The sequence below is a fragment of the Micromonospora krabiensis genome (genome assembly GCF_900091425.1).
Lineage (GTDB): Bacteria > Actinomycetota > Actinomycetes > Mycobacteriales > Micromonosporaceae > Micromonospora > Micromonospora krabiensis.
Genome location: NZ_LT598496.1, coordinates 480,062 through 495,510, shown reverse-complemented (window position 1 = coordinate 495,510; position 15,449 = coordinate 480,062). Strand labels below are relative to the sequence as shown.

Genomic DNA, 15,449 nt, shown 5'->3' with positions numbered 1-15,449 from the left:
CGCGATGTGGACGCTGTCCGGATTCTCCGACGAGATCTCCCCCGACTTCACCGAGCAGTGCGCGGTGGCGGCGGGGTTGGGGCTGAAGTACGTGGAGTTACGCAGCGCCTGGGGCGTCAACATCCTGGACCTGAACCTCGGTCAGCTCGCCCGGATGAAGGAGACCCTCGCGGCGCACGACCTGAGGGTCTCCAGCATCGGCTCGCCGATCGGCAAGATCTTCATCGACGAGGGGTTTCCGCCGCACCTGGAGCGGATGCGCCACGCCGCCGAGGTGGCCCGCTTCTTCGACGCGCCGTACGTCCGGATCTTCTCCTTCTTCCTACGTCCCGGGGCCGAACCGGCCGACCATCGGGCCGAGGTGATCGACCGGATGCGGGCGCTCGCCCGGGTCGCCGAGGACGCCGACGTGATCCTCCTGCACGAGAACGAGAAGGAGATCTACGGCGACACCCCGGCCCGCTGCCTGGACGTGGTGCGGTCCGTCGGCTCACCGCACCTGCGGCTCGCCTGGGACCCGGCGAACTTCGTCCAGGTCGGCGTCCGGCCCTACACCGACGGGTACGCCATGTTGCGCGGGCACCTGGAGTACGTGCAGATCAAGGACGCGCGGGCGGCGGACGGCACGGTGGTGCCCGCCGGCCACGGCGACGGGGAGGTGGCCCGCACCCTGCGCGCGCTGCGCCACGACGGCTTCGACGGGTTCTTCTCCCTGGAGCCGCACCTCGCGGCCGGGCACGCCACCGGCGGCTTCTCCGGCCCGGAGCAGTTCCGCCGGGCGTGGCAGGCGTTCACGGACCTTCTGACGACCGAGGGGATGGAGTACGCGTGAGCACACGGACGAGGTTCGCCCTGGTGGGCGCCGGTGTGATCGGCAACCACCACGGCCTGGTGATGAGTCAGCTCGCCGACCGGGTGGAGTTGGTCGCCGTCGCCGACATCCGGCGGGACCGGGCGGAGCGGCTCGCCGCGGTGCGCGGCGGCCGGGCGTACGGGTCGCTGGGCCAGGCCCTGGCCACCGAAGAGATCGACGTCGTGGTGGTGTGCACGCCGACCGGCCGGCACGGTGAGGTCGCCGTCGAGGCTCTCGATGCCGGCAAGCACGTCATCGTGGAGAAGCCGGCCGAGGTGACGGTGGCGAAGACCGACGAGATCATCGCCGCGCAGCGCAAGGCCGGCACGCTGGTGACGGTGATCTCGCAGCACCGGTTCGACCCGGCCACCGAGACGACGCTCGCGGCGATCGGCCGTGGTGAACTCGGCCGGCTCACCTCCGGCATCGCCTCGATCGACTGGTGGCGCGGGCAGAGCTACTACGACTCCGGCGACTGGCGGGGCACCTGGGAACTCGACGGCGGTGGCGCGCTGATGAACCAGGGGGTGCACACGGTCGACCTGCTCGTCGCCGCGCTGGGCCGGCCGGTTGAGGTGTTCGCGTACGCCGGCCGGCTGGCGCATGAACGGATCGAGGTGGAGGACGTCGCGGTCGGCGTGGTGCGGTTCGAGAGCGGGGCGCTCGGTGTGCTGCACGCGACGACGGCGGCGTACCCGGGGCTGAGCGCGCGGCTGCAGGTGCACGGCGACCGGGGATCGGCGGTCATCGACAACGACCAGCTCGTCTTCTTCCAGGTCACCGCCGGGGGCGAGGAACGGGAGGAGAAGCTGATGGGTACGACGCAGAGCCGGGCCGTGCCGACGGCCGGCAGCGACCCGGGGCAGTTGTCCGACGCGCACCGGTCGCAGTACCTGAACTTCCTCGCCGCGCTGGGCGGCACCGAGAAGCTCCGCGTCGACCTGGAGACCAACCGCCAGTCGATCGCCGTCATCACCGGGGCGTACGAGTCGGCCCGGACGGGACGGCCGGTGAGCCTCTCGTGAATCGCATCGCCGCCAACCCCATCCCCTACTGGAGCCGGGCGGGGAAGACCCGGGAGGTGTTCGACGCGGCCTTCCGCGACTTCCAGGAGATCGGCTTCACCGCGGTCAAGGCCGACGTGCCCGACGGCATGGACCCGGCCGACTACCTGGACTGGATCGGCGGGTACGGCCTCGCGCCGTCGCTGAGCCTGTTCAACTCCGCCTTCGACGAGACCGTGGACATGGCCGAGGAGGTGGAGCGGGCCAAGCGGTTCGCCGCCACCCAGACGGCACTGGGCCTCGACCGCACGATGATCTCCTCGATGTCGCTGCCGGCCCGGATGGCGCAACCGGCCGTCGGGGCCGACTTCGACGTGAGCCGACTGGCCCGGGCGATCGACAACTGCGGCACGGTCTGCCGGGTGCTGCGGGCCGAGGGACTGCGCCCGCTGCACCACTCACACGTCGGCGGCGTCTTCGAGACGGCGGAGGAGATCACCCGGCTGCTCGACGACCTCGGCCCGGACGTGATCGGGTTCGGCCCGGACACCGGCCACCTGACCTGGGCGGGCGTCGACGCGGCGGCGTTCGTCGCGCGGTACGCGGACCGCATCGGCGGCATCCACCTCAAGGACTGCTTCCCCGACCTGCTCTCCCCCGCCGCGCGCGGCGGCATGACCTACCACGAGGTGCAGGCGACGAAGCGGCTCTGGGCGGAGCCCGGTCTGGGCGTGGTCGACTTCGACGCCGTGCTGGCCGCCATTCCCGACGGGTACGACGGCGACTTCATGATCGAGGTGGACGAGCCGAGCGTCGCGTCCAAGCGGGAGTCGCACCGCCTGTCGTACCAGTGGGCGCGGGAGGCCCTGGCCGCGCGGACCGGATGAGGCGGGCGACCGCCCGCGCCGTCACCGCGGACCACGGGCCGGGTGCCCGCTCCGCCGCCTGCGTCTGGCGGTCGACTGGCGCACGATCAGGCGTACCGGCAGCACGAGCGGCTGGCCGCTGGGCCGCGCACCCTGCGCCACCGCGATGCAGTTCTGGACGCCCGTCAGGCCCATCCGGTACAGCGGCGACGCGATCGTGGTCAGCTGCGGCTCGACCAGCTCGTCGAAGATGATGTTGTCGAAGCCCACCACGCTGATGTCCTCGGGCACGCCGATGTCCAGCTTGCGCAGCCCCTTCATGATGCCGATGGCGAGTTGGTCGTTGTACGCCAGCACCGCGGTCGCGTCGAGCTCGGCGAGTCGCCGTGCCGCGCCGAGACCGGCGAGGACGGTGGGCTCGTGCGGGCCGATCCGCTTCGTCTCGAGTTCGAGCTGCGCCGTCGCATCACGCAGGGCCCGCCAGCGGATCCCGTCCGACCAGCTCATCTCCGGCCCGGCGACGTAGGTGATCCGGTCGTGGCCGAGCGCGGCGAGGTGCTCCACCGCCCGGTGGATGCCACGCTCGGCGTCGTTGAGCACGCAGCTCGCCTCGGGGATGATGCGGTTGAGCAGGACGACCGCCTTCTGCTTGGCCACCATCCGCAACGCGGAGTCGGTCATCCGGGAGCTGGCGATGACGATGCCGTCCACCTGGGCCAGCTCGTGCTCGATGGTCTGCCGCTCCACCTCGGGCGACTCGTTGGTGTGGGTGAGGATCAGCTGGTAGCCGGCCTCCCGGGCGGCCTCGTAGGCGCCCTTGATGATGTCGCCGTAGAACGGGTTGGTCACGTCGGCGACCACCAACCCGATCGCCTTCTGCACGGGGCGGCCGACCGGATGCTGCCCGTCGAGCCGGTCCGACCGGTAACCGAGCTGTTCGGCGGCCTGGAACACCCGACGTGCGGTGTCCGCGTTGACCCGACCGGGTCGCGAGTAGGCCCTGGACACGGTGGACGCGGCCACGCCTGCCGCACGCGCGACGTCGTAGATCGTCGGACGGCGTTCCATAAGCCATCTTACGTTCACATCGTGATCAGTCAGTGCCCCGTGGACCGCGAGACCCGAGGCGACGCGCTAGTGCGGGGTGGCGGACGCATGGAAGGCGTTCAGCACCAGCTCGCCGTACCGACGCCACACCGCCGGGTCGTCCTGGCCGAGCACGATCAGTTGTCGGACCGCGCCGCAGAGGATGACCCGTACGTCCAGCTCTCCGGCGTCCGGCCGGATCGGGCCGAAGGCCTTGGCGGCCTGCACCAGGTGACCGATCAGCTCCAGGATCCGCGCGGCGGGGACGATCTCGCCGGCGAAGAACGCGTCGGCGAGCACCCGGTCCCGGGCGAGGCGCACGAACAGGTCCGGCAGGTAGGAGCGGAACTCCCGGTAGGGGTCGGCGGCGCGCAGGGCGCCGCGGGTCTGCTCTTCCAGCTCCGCGAACTGCTGCCGCGCCACGGCGACGATCAGGTCCTGCTTGCTGGGATAGCTGCGATAGACGGTGGCCCGCCCCACGCCGGCGTGCTCGGCGATCTCCGGCACGGTCACCTGCAAACCCTTCGCGGTGAAGAGTTCCCGGGCGGCGGCCACGATCCGTTCGTGGTTGCGCAGCGCGTCCGCGCGCCGCGGCACGTTCCCGGTCACCGCCGCTCCGGACTCCGGGCGGAGCTCATCCGCGGCTCCCCCGGTCACTCGACGTCGAAACCGGTCTCGTGGACCCGTTGGAACCGACCGTCCGGGGCCAGGGTCGCGAAGTGGTAGATCTCCCGATGAACGACCGTTCCATCGGCCAGGGTCATCCGGTAACGGTGCCGCGTGGCGTAGGTGGAGCCGTCGCACAGCTCGTCGAGGATCGTCACCTGCCCCTCCGCGATCCGGGCGCGCAGGCCCGCGCACATGGCGCCGAATTCCGCGCGGTCGCGGGCCCGCCCGTCGCTGACGTGGATCAGGTCGGGCGCGTAGTACTTCTCCACCGCCTCGTCCAGGCCGAGACGCGGCTCGAACGCGATCTCGCGGATCGCGTCGTTGATGCGGACGGGTGTCACGACAGCACCTCCAACTATGCGGACTCGGTAGTCCGGATAGGGCAACCGTACCGGACTCACGAGTCCGGTACGACTGCGCGCGCCTCACGGGTCAGACCACCCCTGCCCGGAAAGGGTCAGTCAGGCAGGATCTCGACGTACCCGTCGCTTCCGTGGACGCGGATCCGCTGCCCGTCGCGGATCAACCGGGTGGCGTCGAGCACGCTCACGACAGCCGGCAGCCCGTACTCCCGTGCGATCACCGCGCCGTGGGTCATCAACCCGCCGACCTCGGTCACCAGGCCCGCGACGGCGACGAAGAGAGGCGTCCAGCTCGGGTCGGTGTGGGCCGTGACGAGGATGTCGCCCGGTTCGAGGTCGGCGTGGGCCAGGTCCAGGACGACGCGGGCGCGCCCCTCGACGACCCCGGCGGAGACCGGTAGGCCGACCAACGCGCCGGGCGGCACGTCGTCGCGCCGGTACGCCCCGACGTGCGCCTCGCCGTCGGAGGTCAACACCCGGGGCGGCGTGAGCGCCTGGTACGACCGGAACGCCTCCCTGCGCCGCCGGATCAGCCCGTGGTCCACCTGGTTCGAGCGCGCCACCTCGTGGAACTCCTGGAACGTGAGGTAGAAGACGTCCTGCGGGTCGGTGAGCACGCCGGCCCGCACGAGGCGCTCGGCCTCGCCCAGCAGGGCCTGCTTGTAGATGAAGTAGCGGCTGACGATCCCGTACTTCGGGTACTCCCGGTAGCCGATGAAGGTCCGGACCCGGTCGATCATCCGCCTGGTCTCCTCGGCCTTCCGCTCCCCGTCCGGCAGCGACCGCAGGCGTTCGAGCACCTCCTGCGCCTTCCTCCGGGCCTCCTGCCGTCCGTGCTCGAAGCGTCGCCTCGCGGCGCCCGGCTCGAAGTTCCGGACGTTGTCGAGGATCAGCGGCACGAGGGTGCTGGGACGCTCGCGCCACCGCGGCCTGGTGATGTCGATCTCGCCGACGCAGCGCATGCCGTACCGGTCGAGGTAGGCCTCGATGGCGTCGCGCGCCTCGGGGCCGCCGGCGAGCTTCGGCAGTTCGTCCAGGAAGCCGTCGTCCTGGACGCCCTGCAGGAACGCCACGACCTGCGCGTGCGGGCGGATCACGTCGGCGACGTCGAGCAGGGCCAGCCCCATCTCCGACGTGATGTTGCCGGGCGCGGAGAGCGTGAGGGTGTCGGCCGCGTTCTTCTCGCCCAGCCACTCCCTCAGCTGGTCGTTGAGCCACCAGGTGGCCTCCATCCCCGCCATGATCGCCTGCATGCTCAGGGGATCACCGAGGACACGCTTGTGCTCCTGGAACGCCTTCAGCAGGAAGTCGAACAACGCCGGCCCGGTCACCGTGGCGATGTCGCCGCGCAGGGCGGCGATCGAGGCCTCGCTGCGCTCGACCAGCCCGGTGACGATGGCCGGATCGGTCTCGATCGGGTTGGGCGGGCCACCGGCCGGCGGCCCGGCGGGAGCATCGTCCGGCGCCGTCAGGACGAAGTCGGGACGGTCGAGGACGCTCTCCAGCGCGTCCCGGCTCAGCGGGTCGGACCTTCCCACCATCGCCAGGAGGCCGGCGCGGCTCGCGGGCGAGGCCAGGGCCCGGGTGGCGTCGACGAACAGCCGTCCGCCGGCCTCGTGCATCGGCGCCATGGCGGTCAGCTGCCACACGGACAGCCCCAGCGGTTTCATCGCGTCGGTCATCATCTGCTGGTGGCCGACGGAGAGGTAGACGCGGTTGTCCTGATCACCGGCCACGGGAATCGGGAACAGCGTGGTGATCGGCCGGCTCTGCACGATGTGGAAGTCGTCGTCGACCAGGCACCATTCGATGTCCTGCGGGCGGCCGAAGTGCGCCTCGATCCGCCGGCCCAGCCGCACGAGCCGCAGGACCTGCCCGTCCGTCAACGCCGGCTGCTCCTGCCGCCGCGGATCGACCGCCACTTCCTGCGTCCCGCCGGCCGGCAGGGCGTGGACGGCCCGCTGCTTGGCGGCGACCGCCCTGGCGACGACATCGCCGTCGCGCACCGTGAAGACGTCCGGGTTCACCAGGCCGGAGACCAGGGCCTCGCCGAGGCCGAAGCTGGCGTCGACGGTGGCGACCCTCCGGTTGCCCGTGACGGGGTCGGCGGTGAAGAGAATGCCGGCCACCTCCGGGAAGACCATCCGCTGGACGACCACGGCCATGCCGACCGTGCGGTGGTCGATGCCGTTGCGCAGGCGGTAGGTCACGGCCCGCTCGGTGAACAGCGAGGCCCAGCACCGGCTGACGTGCGCGAGGACGGCGGCCGGCCCGACCACGTTCAGGTACGTGTCCTGCTGGCCGGCGGAGGAGGCCGTCGGCAGGTCCTCCGCCGTCGCGCTGGACCGCACGGCGTAGGCGGCCCCCTCGCCGAGCCGGGCGAGCGCGCGGGTGATCACCGCTGCCAGGTCGTCCGGAATGGCGATCCCCTCGACGGTCCGGCGGATCTCCGCGCTGAGCGTGCGGACCGCCGCCCGGTCGTCCGGGTGCAGGCGCGACAGTCGGTCGAGCGGATCGTCGAGCGACGGCGCCTCCGCCCGGATCCACTGGAAGGCGGTGGTGGTGACGCAGAAGCCGGCCGGGACGCGGACACCCTCGATGCGCGACAGCCCACCCAGGTGCGCCGCCTTGCCGCCGACGATCGCGACCTGCGCCTCGTCGACCTCTCGCAGATCCACCACGTAGCGGTGTCCGGGTCCCCCGTACGTCGACAACACACCCATGTCCTGCCCCCGTCTCGTCGTCGGCGCTGGTCCGGCCGCCGATTCTGCGGCACGACCCGGGCCTTGCGGCAAGACCCCCTCTGTGCTATACGTTAGAGGTGGCAGGGAGAGCGGTCTCCTTGCCTTTCTTGTTGTCCGCCCCGGGCTGGCCCTTCTCGACGGTCGTCAGGGTGCGAGGTGCACCGATCACGGAGCCTCACGTACCGGTGGAGTTGTCCGTGGTGAAGCACCCGGGCGTACGGGAATCCGGCCGGCTCCGATGCCCGTCACCCGATCTGGTCAGGTGACGGCCAGAACGGTCGCGAGGATCGCGAAGGCGGCGATGGCGGCGCACGTCCGGACGTGGTTCCAGGCCAGCCAGCGGGCTTCGCCAAACCTGGCCCTGACCTGGCTGACGTCGATGCGGTCCGCGTCACCGGCCGCCTTGACGGCGTCGTTGAGAGGCACGTGCACCGCGATCGTGATGACCACCACGGCCAGGTAGAGCACGAAGGCCAGCGTGGTCCACGCCAACGCGACGCGGCGGTCCGGCCCCAGGTGCAGGAGAGCGGCCACGCCGATGGAGACGAAGGCGCCGAAGAACGTGGTCATGAACCACGGATTGATGACCGCCCGGTCGATCGACTGGAAGGCGGCGACGAAGGTCCGGTCGTCCGTCCTGCCCAGACCGGGCATGATCGTGTGGGAGTACAGCGCGAGGACGCCGGCCGCCAGGCCGGTGAGCACGGTCGCGATGGTCAGGACGATGGTGGCCACGTAGTCGGGCACGCAGACTCCCTCACGTCGATTCCCCGGCCGTCACGCGGGTACGGATCGCCGCGCCCGGCTCATCCGGCGAGGCCGTTGTCGGCGAGCCACTGCGGGTCCGGCGCCACGGTCTGCAGGACCTCCACCAACAGCCCGTCCGGGCCGGCCACCTGGAAACGGCGCTGTCCCCACGGCTCGGTCACCAACGGCATGACGATCGCCGATCCGGTGGCGCTCAGCCGTGCGAACTCGGCGTCAACGTCGGCCACCAGGAACGCCAGCAGGGTGCCGACCACCGCCTTGCCGCGGCTCGCCTCCGGCCACGACTCGTGATCGCGCTGGACGAAGTCCAGGCTCACGCTCGGGTGCTCGGGGTGCTGCGTGTTGACGTACCAGCCGAGATCAATGCCGATCTTGAATCCGAGGTGCTCGGCGAACCAGGCGGCGCTCGCCGCCGGGTGCTCCGCCGCCACCGCCATCCCCACCATGCTGAACCGCACTGCGAAACCCTTCGACGCGACAGTCGTGACACCTACAGACTTCCCGGAAGCGGCCTGGCGATCAAGGGCAACGATCGCGACGACCGACGAGGCGGCATTGTCGCTGGCGCCTGTCCCGGGTGAGTGGGGCATGACGCAGACCACCCGGCCCTGACTGAACAACCTGCCGGGGCGGGCGTCGTCCACTGTGGAACTGATGAGCTCCAGGAGAGGTAGGACATGGAGAACAGCATTCAACGGCGGACCGTGCTCGCCGCGATGGCAGGCGGAACGGTCGGCCTCGCCGGCACGACCGTCACGGGGTCACCGGCTGCGGCGACCACCACCGACCCGGAGCGGCTCAAGGGGTACACCCTTCCGCTCAGCGCGCGTGGCGTCGCCAACCTGGCGGGTCGGCCGCCGTGGCACTACGTCGGTGACGCGCTCGGCGCGGAGTTCTGGACCAGCCCGGCGGCGGCCGCCGCGTCGCTACCCACTGGTCTCGACCCCGACCCGAACAGCCCCGGCCACGGGTACGGCGTCTTCGTCGACTGGCAGTTCAACGGCGGCACCGACGACTACCTGGACCCGCCGTACAGCCAGTACTCCGAGTTCCTGGTGCTGCTCGACGCGCACTGGCGGGGCACCCCCGTCGCCTGGTGCCCGTTCATCTGGGTGGACAACGACTCGTCGCTCGACGCGGGTGGGTGCAGGGCTTCCCGAAGAAGCTGGGCGCGATCAAGCAGACCCGGGCCTTCGCCGCCGAGAGTCTGGCCGGGCCGGTGGTCGGCAAGGGCGGGCGGTTCGCCGCGGTGCTCTCCGCGAGTGGTCGTCGGCTGGCGGAGACCACGGTGACCCTGGATCAGACCGCCGACCGGTTGCCGGCGCTGACCCGGCCGATCGTCAACCTCCGGCACTTCCCGCAGCTCGCGGCCGGGCAGCACGACCGGCCGCCGGTCCACGAATTGACCATGTCGGTGCTCACCAGCCTCCGGTTCGCGGACACCTGGGTCGGCACCGGTGACCTGCGGTTCCTGCCGGCGCCGCGCGAGGAACTCGCCGACCTCGCGCCGCAGCGGGTGGGTGTCGGGTTCCGCGGCTCACTCTCCTACACGGTGAACGACCTGCGGATCCTCTGAGAGAACCGTGCCGGCCGGGGTCGATGCCCCGGCCGGCACGGCGAGCGGTGGGCAGCCTCGCGCCCTCCACGAGTGGCCGGGCCTCGGCCTCAACCGCGAGTGCGCTCGGCCCGGCGCCGGTGCTTGACGACGAGATGCCAGCAGAGGACGCCGATGGCCCGCAGGAGCCAGACCACAGCCAGAGCGCACACCGTTCGCATACCTTGATCAACGTACGTTCGAGGCGTCCGTTCGTGGATTGTGGGCCGAAGCTGCGTGCGGCCCGGCCGGCAGGCCGGCGTCGTCGGTCTCCGGGCTCAGGCATGGACGTGGCAAAGGCCACCCCGCCGGTCGCCCACACAAACGGACACACGCCGTCCGATTCGAGTACCGTCATGGCGGCGGGCCACCCAGGTCACACCGGAGCACGGAGCCGCTGGCGCCGCCCGACGGCCGGGATGCCCGGGCGGCAGCACATCCGCAGAGTCATCGGAGGCGATCGCATGAGTCCCGTCCATCCGGGGGAACAGGCCGTGCAGCGCAGGGCCGGGGAGGGCGGCCCCGGGTGGGGCTCGCCGATGTTCGGGGCGGAGATCGGGCCCTTCGCCGACTTTCTCCGCCATCAGCGACTCGTCGCACTCTCCGGGGCCGACGCCGACGGGAACCTCTGGTGCACGGTGCTCACCGGCGACGAAGGGTTCGTCGACACCCGCGACAACCGGACGATCGTCATCGGCGCGCTGCCACCGGTCGGCGACCCGCTGCGGGACGCCTTCACCGAACCCGCCGACGTCGGCATGGTGGCGCTCTCCCCGCAGACACTGCGGCGGGTGAAGGTGGCCGGCACCGCCCAGCGGGATGGGGACCGCCTGGTGCTACGCACGGAACAGGTGCTCGGCAACTGCCCGAAGTACCTCCAGCTCCGGACGATCGTGGACGAGATACCGTCGCTCGAGGCGCCCCGCGTGACCGTCGGCCGCACGCTCACCGCGCCGCAGCAGACCATCGTCCGGTCGGCGGACACCTTCTTCATCGGCACCCGTGCTCCCGGGCACGGCGCGGACGCCAACCACCGCGGCGGACAACCCGGATTCGTCACCGTCCTGGACGAGCGGACGATCACCTGGCCGGACTACGTCGGCAACTCCTTCTTCATGAGCCTCGGCAACATGCAGCTCGACGCCCGGACCGGGATCGTCTTCCTCGACTGGGAGACCGGTAGCACGCTTCAGCTCAGCGGAACCGGACGGATCAACTGGGACCCGGACCGGGCGAGCCGGTTCCCCGGGGCACGGCGCATGATCGAGTTCACCGTCGCTCGCGTGGTGGAGATCGAGCGGGCCAGCGCGCTTCGCTGGCAACTGCACGCCTACTCCCGGTTCAACCCGCCGGCACCGCCGACACCGCACCGGAGTTCGGGCTCTGATTCGAGCCCGAGATGATCAGCCTCGACTCGGAGCTCGCCGAACGGGACCCGGACTAGATCCTCGGGCCGCGCGCCGGTCTCGGGTCGAACTCCCGGCAGCAGTACGTGCTCGACATCGCCCGCCCCGAGGCGCACGAACACCTCCTGACCCACATCGACGCCCTGGTCCGTGAACACTCCATCGACTACCTCAAGTGGGACCGCAACCGGGACCTGTTCGAAGCGGTCAGCCGCGAGGCGGGCGGCGACCGGCCGAGCGTCCGCCCCGGATGAGGCGGTCGAGAGTCCGGGTGGTGGGCGGGCCCGCGCCCACCGGCATCTGCTCGGCCGCGACCACGGCGCAACGTGGGTCAGTGCACCAGGAGGATCGACAGTCGGTCCAGATCGGCGGCCGGGTCGGAGGTCAGGCCGGTGTGCACCGGCCCGGGCTGGATGAGGGTACTGCGGGGCGCAGTCAGCCAGCGGAAGCGTTCACCCAGGCGCATAGCGGCGGCGGGTCCCCCATGCTCACCGCCGGCGCAAGTGAGATCCCAGCCGCTCAGGGCGGCGGCGACCTGCTCGACGTCGACGTCCGCGGACAGCGCGCGCAGGCGCCGCTCGTCGATATGGGTGCGGGCGGAAAGGAAGTCTCTCGCCTGGCAGTAGAGGATGACGCCGACGTTGATCTGCTCGCCGCGCTCGACCCGCGGCACGGCGCGGATCAGGGCGTACTCGAAGGGGTTTCTCATGCGGGCGCTCCCGTCGGCAGCCAGGCCGAACTGTCGGCCACCCGGCTGGCCAGGTGGTCCCGGTACGCGGCCCGGGCCGTGGCCGCGTCGGCGAAGTCCGCGCCGACCAGCCAGCCGTCCGGCACCAGCGCCAGCACCTGGTCGAGCAGATCGGCGGTGATCCGCGGAGCGAGGTCGGCGTCGGCCTCGGGGAGCCGGGTGGCGTACGGCGCCAGCACATGGTCGTCGGCCTTGAACGGTCGGCGTACGACGGCCTGCGCGCGCGGCCAGTTGTGGTGGAAGTACAGGGCGGCGCCGTGGTCGATCAGCCACACCGCCCGGTGCCAGACCAGCAGGTTGGGGTTGCGCCAGCTGCGGTCGACGTTCTCGACGAACGCGTCGAACCAGAGCACCCGGGAGGCCAGGTCGGGGTCGACCGGGTGGGCCAGCGGGTCGAAGCCAAGGGCGCCGGGTAGGAAGTCCATCCCTAGGTTGGTACCGCCGCTAGCTCGTAGCAGCTCCTGCACCTCCTGGTCCGGTTCGGCGCGGCCGATGACCGGGTCGATGTCGACCACCACGAGCGGCGGCACCGACAGGCCCAGCCGGCGGGCCAGCTCACCGCAGATCACCTCGGCCACCAGGACTTTTGGTCCCTGGCCGGCGCCGCGGAATTTCACCACGTAGGTGCCGAGGTCGTCGGCCTCGACCAGCCCGGGTAGCGAGCCGCCCTCCCGCAGCGGGGTCACGTAACGGATCCCGGTCACCTCGCGCAGCATTCGGCCAGCCTAGCCGTCGGGCGGTCCAGACCGGCCGAGGACCACATCAACCTCATCTCGGCTCTTCAGGTCAAGCGGCATCTCGGCTGGTCGGCGGAGGATCACCCGAAAACAGCCCCGATCCGGCGTGAAGAGCCAGGTCGGCGGAGGGATCTCCGGTCGGGCAGGTAGCAGTAGGTGCAGTCGAGGTTGCAGAAGCTTGTCGGCTGCCCGACCAGGGTGTGGAAGCTGTCGGCGACCGCCGGCTCGCCGGTGGCGTTGATGAGGCCGATGCCGTTCACGAGGTGGCCTCCTCGGTGCTGGCCGACGTGGTGGTGCTGACGCGGTAGGCGTTGGTGTGGCGGGCAGGCCAGCCAAGGAACCGGTCGAACATGTCGGCCGCGCTGCCCGTGACACTCGGGTTGAGCCGGTGCAGGTCGTCGATCGCGTCGTGCAGGCAGCCGGCCAGGTAGAGGAACAGGCTCACCGGCACTTCTCGGTACTCGGCTAGGAGCGCGAGCTTCGCTGCGCCGCAGGGCCACGGCTGCCCGCATCGGCGGCACAGCCACAGCGGGCGCATCGGCGGATGGTCCACCCCGGCTGACGCGGACTTGTTCGCCGCGAGGCGTCGCTGCTGCCCCGTCACCGGCGACCGTCCTCGCGGGCCTGCGGCTCGAACAGCCGACGCGACACGAAGGTGAGCAGCGGCGGATCGGCGGGCCACACCTGCCCCTGCGCGGACCTCACTCCGGACTCGGTCCGCCGGCGCGCCCCGGCGCTACGCGAGACGTACACCGTCATGCCGCCCTACCTTTCATTGCGAGCCCGACGGTGGTATTCGTACGGGCTGACGCGGGCGAGGCAGGTATGGCTTTCATGCTGGCTGCCGACCATGGCGAGGGTGGCATCGCCGCCTGTCTCGTCTGCTCTTGCTGACTGCTGATTGGGCTTTGCGATTGATCGCTGTGTAGGGCGTTGACGGCGGCAAGAGCGTGCGCGTGTCCACGACGGGAGAAGGGAGTCAGATGGCGGTCGCGGTTGGTGTGGACGTGGCCAAGGAGTTCCACTGGGCTGCGCTCGTGCACAGCGAGACGGGGCGGGTCCTGGCCAGCCGGAAAGTCGACAACGATCCGTCGGCGATCCAGGTGCTCATCGACGACATCCGAGCCGTGCAGGCCGAGTATGGGCCGGCCACGGTCGCCATCGACGTGCTCGGTGGCATCGCCGGCCTGCTGCAGGTCATGCTGGTCGACGCTGGCCTGCGCCTGGTGCATGTCTCCGGTCTTGCGGTCAACCGGGCTCGCCGTGCCACCCGCGGGGGTGAGCACAAGTCGGATCCGCGCGATGCCAAGGTCATCGCCGATCAGATCCGGCTGCGCGCAGACGAACTGCGTCCCGTCGAACCGGCCACCGAAGCCGGCAGCGAGCTGCGGCTGCTGGTGGGCCGCCGCCGGGAACTGGTGGTCGACCAGACCCGCCGCATCGGCCGGCTGCGGGATCTGCTCGCCTCGATCCATCCCGGTCTGGAGCGCGTCGTCGACCCCACCCACAAAGTCGACACGGCCCTGCTGGCCCGCTACGTCACGCCGACCGAGATCCGCCGAGCCGGCCGACGCCGCATCAGCGAGTACCTGCGCACCACCGGCCGGCACCACAGCACCGTGATCGACGCCCTGGTCGACAAGGCACTGACCGCCGCCGGCGCCCAACACGTCACCGTGCCCGGCGAAGCCGTCGCCGCGGACATCGTCCGCGACCTCGCCCGCGAGGTACTCGCCTGCCGGGACAAACTCGCCGACCTGGACAAGCGCATCCACGACGCTCTCGACCGCCACCCTGACGCGGCCCTCATCCAGTCCCTGCCCGGGATGGGGGCCACCCTCACCGCCGAATTCCTCGCCGTGGCAGGCGGCATCACCCGATTCCCCACCGGCGACCAACTCGCCAGCGCCGCCGGCCTCGCACCAGTCCTGCAGCAATCCGGCAAGGTCCACTACCTGCGCCGCGCTACCAGCGGCGACAAAACCCTCAAACGGGTCTTCTACCAATCGGCGTTCTGCGCCCTGCAACGCGACCCGGCCAGCCGCGCCTTCTACGACCGCAAACGCGCCGAAGGCAAACGACACCACCAAGCCCTCATCGCCCTGGCCCGCCGACGCATCAACGTCCTGCACGCCATCCTGCGCACCCGACAGCCCTACCGACTCACTCACGCTCTCACGGCTTGACTCAGTCATTAGGCTGCCACCCCCGCCAGGGACGATGAGCGGCGGGCTCGCCGGGCGAAGGGCGAGCCCGCCGCCGCATCACGGCGGCTGGGAGCAGACCGCCGATCACCCATCCGCGCAGCCCTGGTGGCGGTACGCGAACGGGGAGTCGCCCGTACGGCCGACGGACTGCCGGGCGCACGCACTTGCCGCTGCGTCGGGTCGCGGTGCGACCTGTCGCCGATCGGCACATCCATCTCGATCTCCCTGCCGTGAGGTTGCCGCTGGCCACCGGCGCACCGCTAAGGGACCCGGCGCGTCGGCACAACCAGGCTGGCTTGGCCGGCAGACCGACGGAATGCCTCACCGGTGCACCCACAGTGCACCTGCCGTCACCTCGCGTGCGGCTACCATCACCTCCACCGATGACTGTCCGTTCCGGAAGGA

At 70.9% G+C, this 15,449-nt stretch carries 16 protein-coding genes and 2 pseudogenes; 7 read left to right on the top strand and 11 right to left on the bottom strand.

What is annotated here, in order from left to right:
* Positions 1–4: 4 nt before the first annotated feature.
* Genes GA0070620_RS02265 through GA0070620_RS02255 form a run of 3 tightly spaced genes read left to right on the top strand, consistent with a single transcriptional unit; the run spans position 5 to position 2,744 of the window.
* Positions 5–832, top strand: a complete 828-nt coding sequence (locus GA0070620_RS02265) for a sugar phosphate isomerase/epimerase family protein (RefSeq protein ID WP_091588044.1) — start codon at positions 5–7, stop codon at positions 830–832.
* Positions 829–1,878 carry a Gfo/Idh/MocA family protein gene (locus GA0070620_RS02260; protein ID WP_231922165.1) on the top strand — a complete coding sequence of 350 codons (1,050 nt, stop codon included), beginning with the start codon at positions 829–831 and terminating at the stop codon, positions 1,876–1,878. Before GA0070620_RS02265 ends, GA0070620_RS02260 begins: the two co-directional genes overlap by 4 nt.
* On the top strand, positions 1,875–2,744 hold the full coding sequence (locus tag GA0070620_RS02255) for a sugar phosphate isomerase/epimerase family protein (RefSeq protein ID WP_091588042.1): 870 nt from the start codon (positions 1,875–1,877) through the stop codon (positions 2,742–2,744). The genes GA0070620_RS02260 and GA0070620_RS02255 overlap by 4 nt, the downstream gene beginning before the upstream one ends.
* 21 nt (positions 2,745–2,765) lie before the next feature.
* Here the strand turns inward: GA0070620_RS02255 and GA0070620_RS02250 are convergent, their stop codons facing one another.
* From GA0070620_RS02250 to GA0070620_RS02225, 6 genes are all read right to left on the bottom strand, one after another.
* Complete coding sequence (locus tag GA0070620_RS02250) at positions 2,766–3,791, bottom strand: LacI family DNA-binding transcriptional regulator (RefSeq protein ID WP_091588039.1); 1,026 nt, start codon at positions 3,789–3,791, stop codon at positions 2,766–2,768.
* Positions 3,792–3,857: 66 nt separating this feature from the next.
* Positions 3,858–4,418, bottom strand: a complete 561-nt coding sequence (locus tag GA0070620_RS02245; protein WP_091597824.1) for a TetR/AcrR family transcriptional regulator — start codon at positions 4,416–4,418, stop codon at positions 3,858–3,860.
* 44 nt (positions 4,419–4,462) lie between these two features.
* Positions 4,463–4,819, bottom strand: a complete 357-nt coding sequence (locus GA0070620_RS02240) for a nuclear transport factor 2 family protein (protein WP_091588037.1) — start codon at positions 4,817–4,819, stop codon at positions 4,463–4,465.
* A 116-nt stretch (positions 4,820–4,935) separates the two neighbouring features.
* Positions 4,936–7,563 (bottom strand): rifamycin-inactivating phosphotransferase, encoded by a 2,628-nt coding sequence (gene rph, locus GA0070620_RS02235; RefSeq protein ID WP_091588034.1) that lies wholly within the window; start codon positions 7,561–7,563, stop codon positions 4,936–4,938.
* 279 nt (positions 7,564–7,842) lie between these two features.
* A complete protein-coding gene (locus GA0070620_RS02230; protein ID WP_231922163.1) occupies positions 7,843–8,331 on the bottom strand; it encodes an anthrone oxygenase family protein in 489 nt (162 codons plus the stop codon).
* A gap of 59 nt (positions 8,332–8,390) precedes the next feature.
* Positions 8,391–8,810 carry a VOC family protein gene (locus GA0070620_RS02225; RefSeq protein WP_091588032.1) on the bottom strand — a complete coding sequence of 140 codons (420 nt, stop codon included), beginning with the start codon at positions 8,808–8,810 and terminating at the stop codon, positions 8,391–8,393.
* A 219-nt stretch (positions 8,811–9,029) separates the two neighbouring features.
* Between GA0070620_RS02225 and GA0070620_RS33400 the strand changes: the two are divergent.
* The 3 genes and pseudogenes from GA0070620_RS33400 (at position 9,030) to GA0070620_RS33150 (ending at position 11,606) form a co-directional block, all read left to right on the top strand.
* Positions 9,030–9,928, top strand: a pseudogene (locus GA0070620_RS33400) (acetoacetate decarboxylase family protein).
* A 482-nt stretch (positions 9,929–10,410) separates the two neighbouring features.
* Entirely contained in the window at positions 10,411–11,349 is a 939-nt protein-coding gene (locus GA0070620_RS02215) for a pyridoxamine 5'-phosphate oxidase family protein (RefSeq protein ID WP_091588029.1), read from the top strand.
* Between the two features lie 41 nt (positions 11,350–11,390).
* Positions 11,391–11,606 carry an alpha-galactosidase gene (locus GA0070620_RS33150; RefSeq protein ID WP_269456591.1) on the top strand — a complete coding sequence of 72 codons (216 nt, stop codon included), beginning with the start codon at positions 11,391–11,393 and terminating at the stop codon, positions 11,604–11,606.
* A gap of 77 nt (positions 11,607–11,683) precedes the next feature.
* Here GA0070620_RS33150 and GA0070620_RS02205 read toward each other — a convergent pair whose 3' ends face one another.
* The 5 genes and pseudogenes from GA0070620_RS02205 to amcA all read right to left on the bottom strand — a co-directional run bounded on the left by GA0070620_RS02205 (position 11,684) and on the right by amcA (position 13,596).
* Complete coding sequence (locus tag GA0070620_RS02205) at positions 11,684–12,061, bottom strand: DUF3037 domain-containing protein (protein WP_091588026.1); 378 nt, start codon at positions 12,059–12,061, stop codon at positions 11,684–11,686.
* Positions 12,058–12,816, bottom strand: coding sequence for a HipA family kinase (locus GA0070620_RS02200; RefSeq protein WP_091588024.1), 759 nt, complete (start codon positions 12,814–12,816; stop codon positions 12,058–12,060). The genes GA0070620_RS02205 and GA0070620_RS02200 overlap by 4 nt, the downstream gene beginning before the upstream one ends.
* 143 nt (positions 12,817–12,959) lie before the next feature.
* Positions 12,960–13,097 (bottom strand): annotated as a pseudogene (locus tag GA0070620_RS02195) (cyclophane-forming radical SAM peptide maturase AmcB); the annotation flags it as partial.
* Positions 13,094–13,441, bottom strand: coding sequence for a hypothetical protein (locus GA0070620_RS02190; RefSeq protein ID WP_091588019.1), 348 nt, complete (start codon positions 13,439–13,441; stop codon positions 13,094–13,096). The gene GA0070620_RS02190 and the pseudogene GA0070620_RS02195, both read right to left, overlap by 4 nt.
* A complete protein-coding gene (gene amcA / locus GA0070620_RS32880; RefSeq protein ID WP_172836365.1) occupies positions 13,438–13,596 on the bottom strand; it encodes a multiple cyclophane-containing RiPP AmcA in 159 nt (52 codons plus the stop codon). Before amcA ends, GA0070620_RS02190 begins: the two co-directional genes overlap by 4 nt.
* Before the next feature lie 224 nt (positions 13,597–13,820).
* Between amcA and GA0070620_RS02185 the strand changes: the two genes are divergently transcribed.
* Positions 13,821–15,023 carry an IS110 family RNA-guided transposase gene (locus GA0070620_RS02185; RefSeq protein WP_091587764.1) on the top strand — a complete coding sequence of 401 codons (1,203 nt, stop codon included), beginning with the start codon at positions 13,821–13,823 and terminating at the stop codon, positions 15,021–15,023.
* Positions 15,024–15,449 lie beyond the last annotated feature (426 nt).

Bases quoted from the DNA above. Each gene is read 5' to 3' on its own strand.
- GA0070620_RS02265 (WP_091588044.1), top strand. From the start codon at position 5: ATGTGGACGCTGTCCGGATTCTCCGACGAGATCTCCCCCGACTTCACC.
- GA0070620_RS02250 (WP_091588039.1), bottom strand. From the start codon at position 3,791: ATGGAACGCCGTCCGACGATCTACGACGTCGCGCGTGCGGCAGGCGTG.
- rph (WP_091588034.1), bottom strand. From the start codon at position 7,563: ATGGGTGTGTTGTCGACGTACGGGGGACCCGGACACCGCTACGTGGTG.
- GA0070620_RS02215 (WP_091588029.1), top strand. From the start codon at position 10,411: ATGAGTCCCGTCCATCCGGGGGAACAGGCCGTGCAGCGCAGGGCCGGG.
- GA0070620_RS02205 (WP_091588026.1), bottom strand. From the start codon at position 12,061: ATGAGAAACCCCTTCGAGTACGCCCTGATCCGCGCCGTGCCGCGGGTC.
- GA0070620_RS02200 (WP_091588024.1), bottom strand. From the start codon at position 12,816: ATGCTGCGCGAGGTGACCGGGATCCGTTACGTGACCCCGCTGCGGGAG.
- amcA (WP_172836365.1), bottom strand. From the start codon at position 13,596: ATGACGGTGTACGTCTCGCGTAGCGCCGGGGCGCGCCGGCGGACCGAG.
- GA0070620_RS02185 (WP_091587764.1), top strand. From the start codon at position 13,821: ATGGCGGTCGCGGTTGGTGTGGACGTGGCCAAGGAGTTCCACTGGGCT.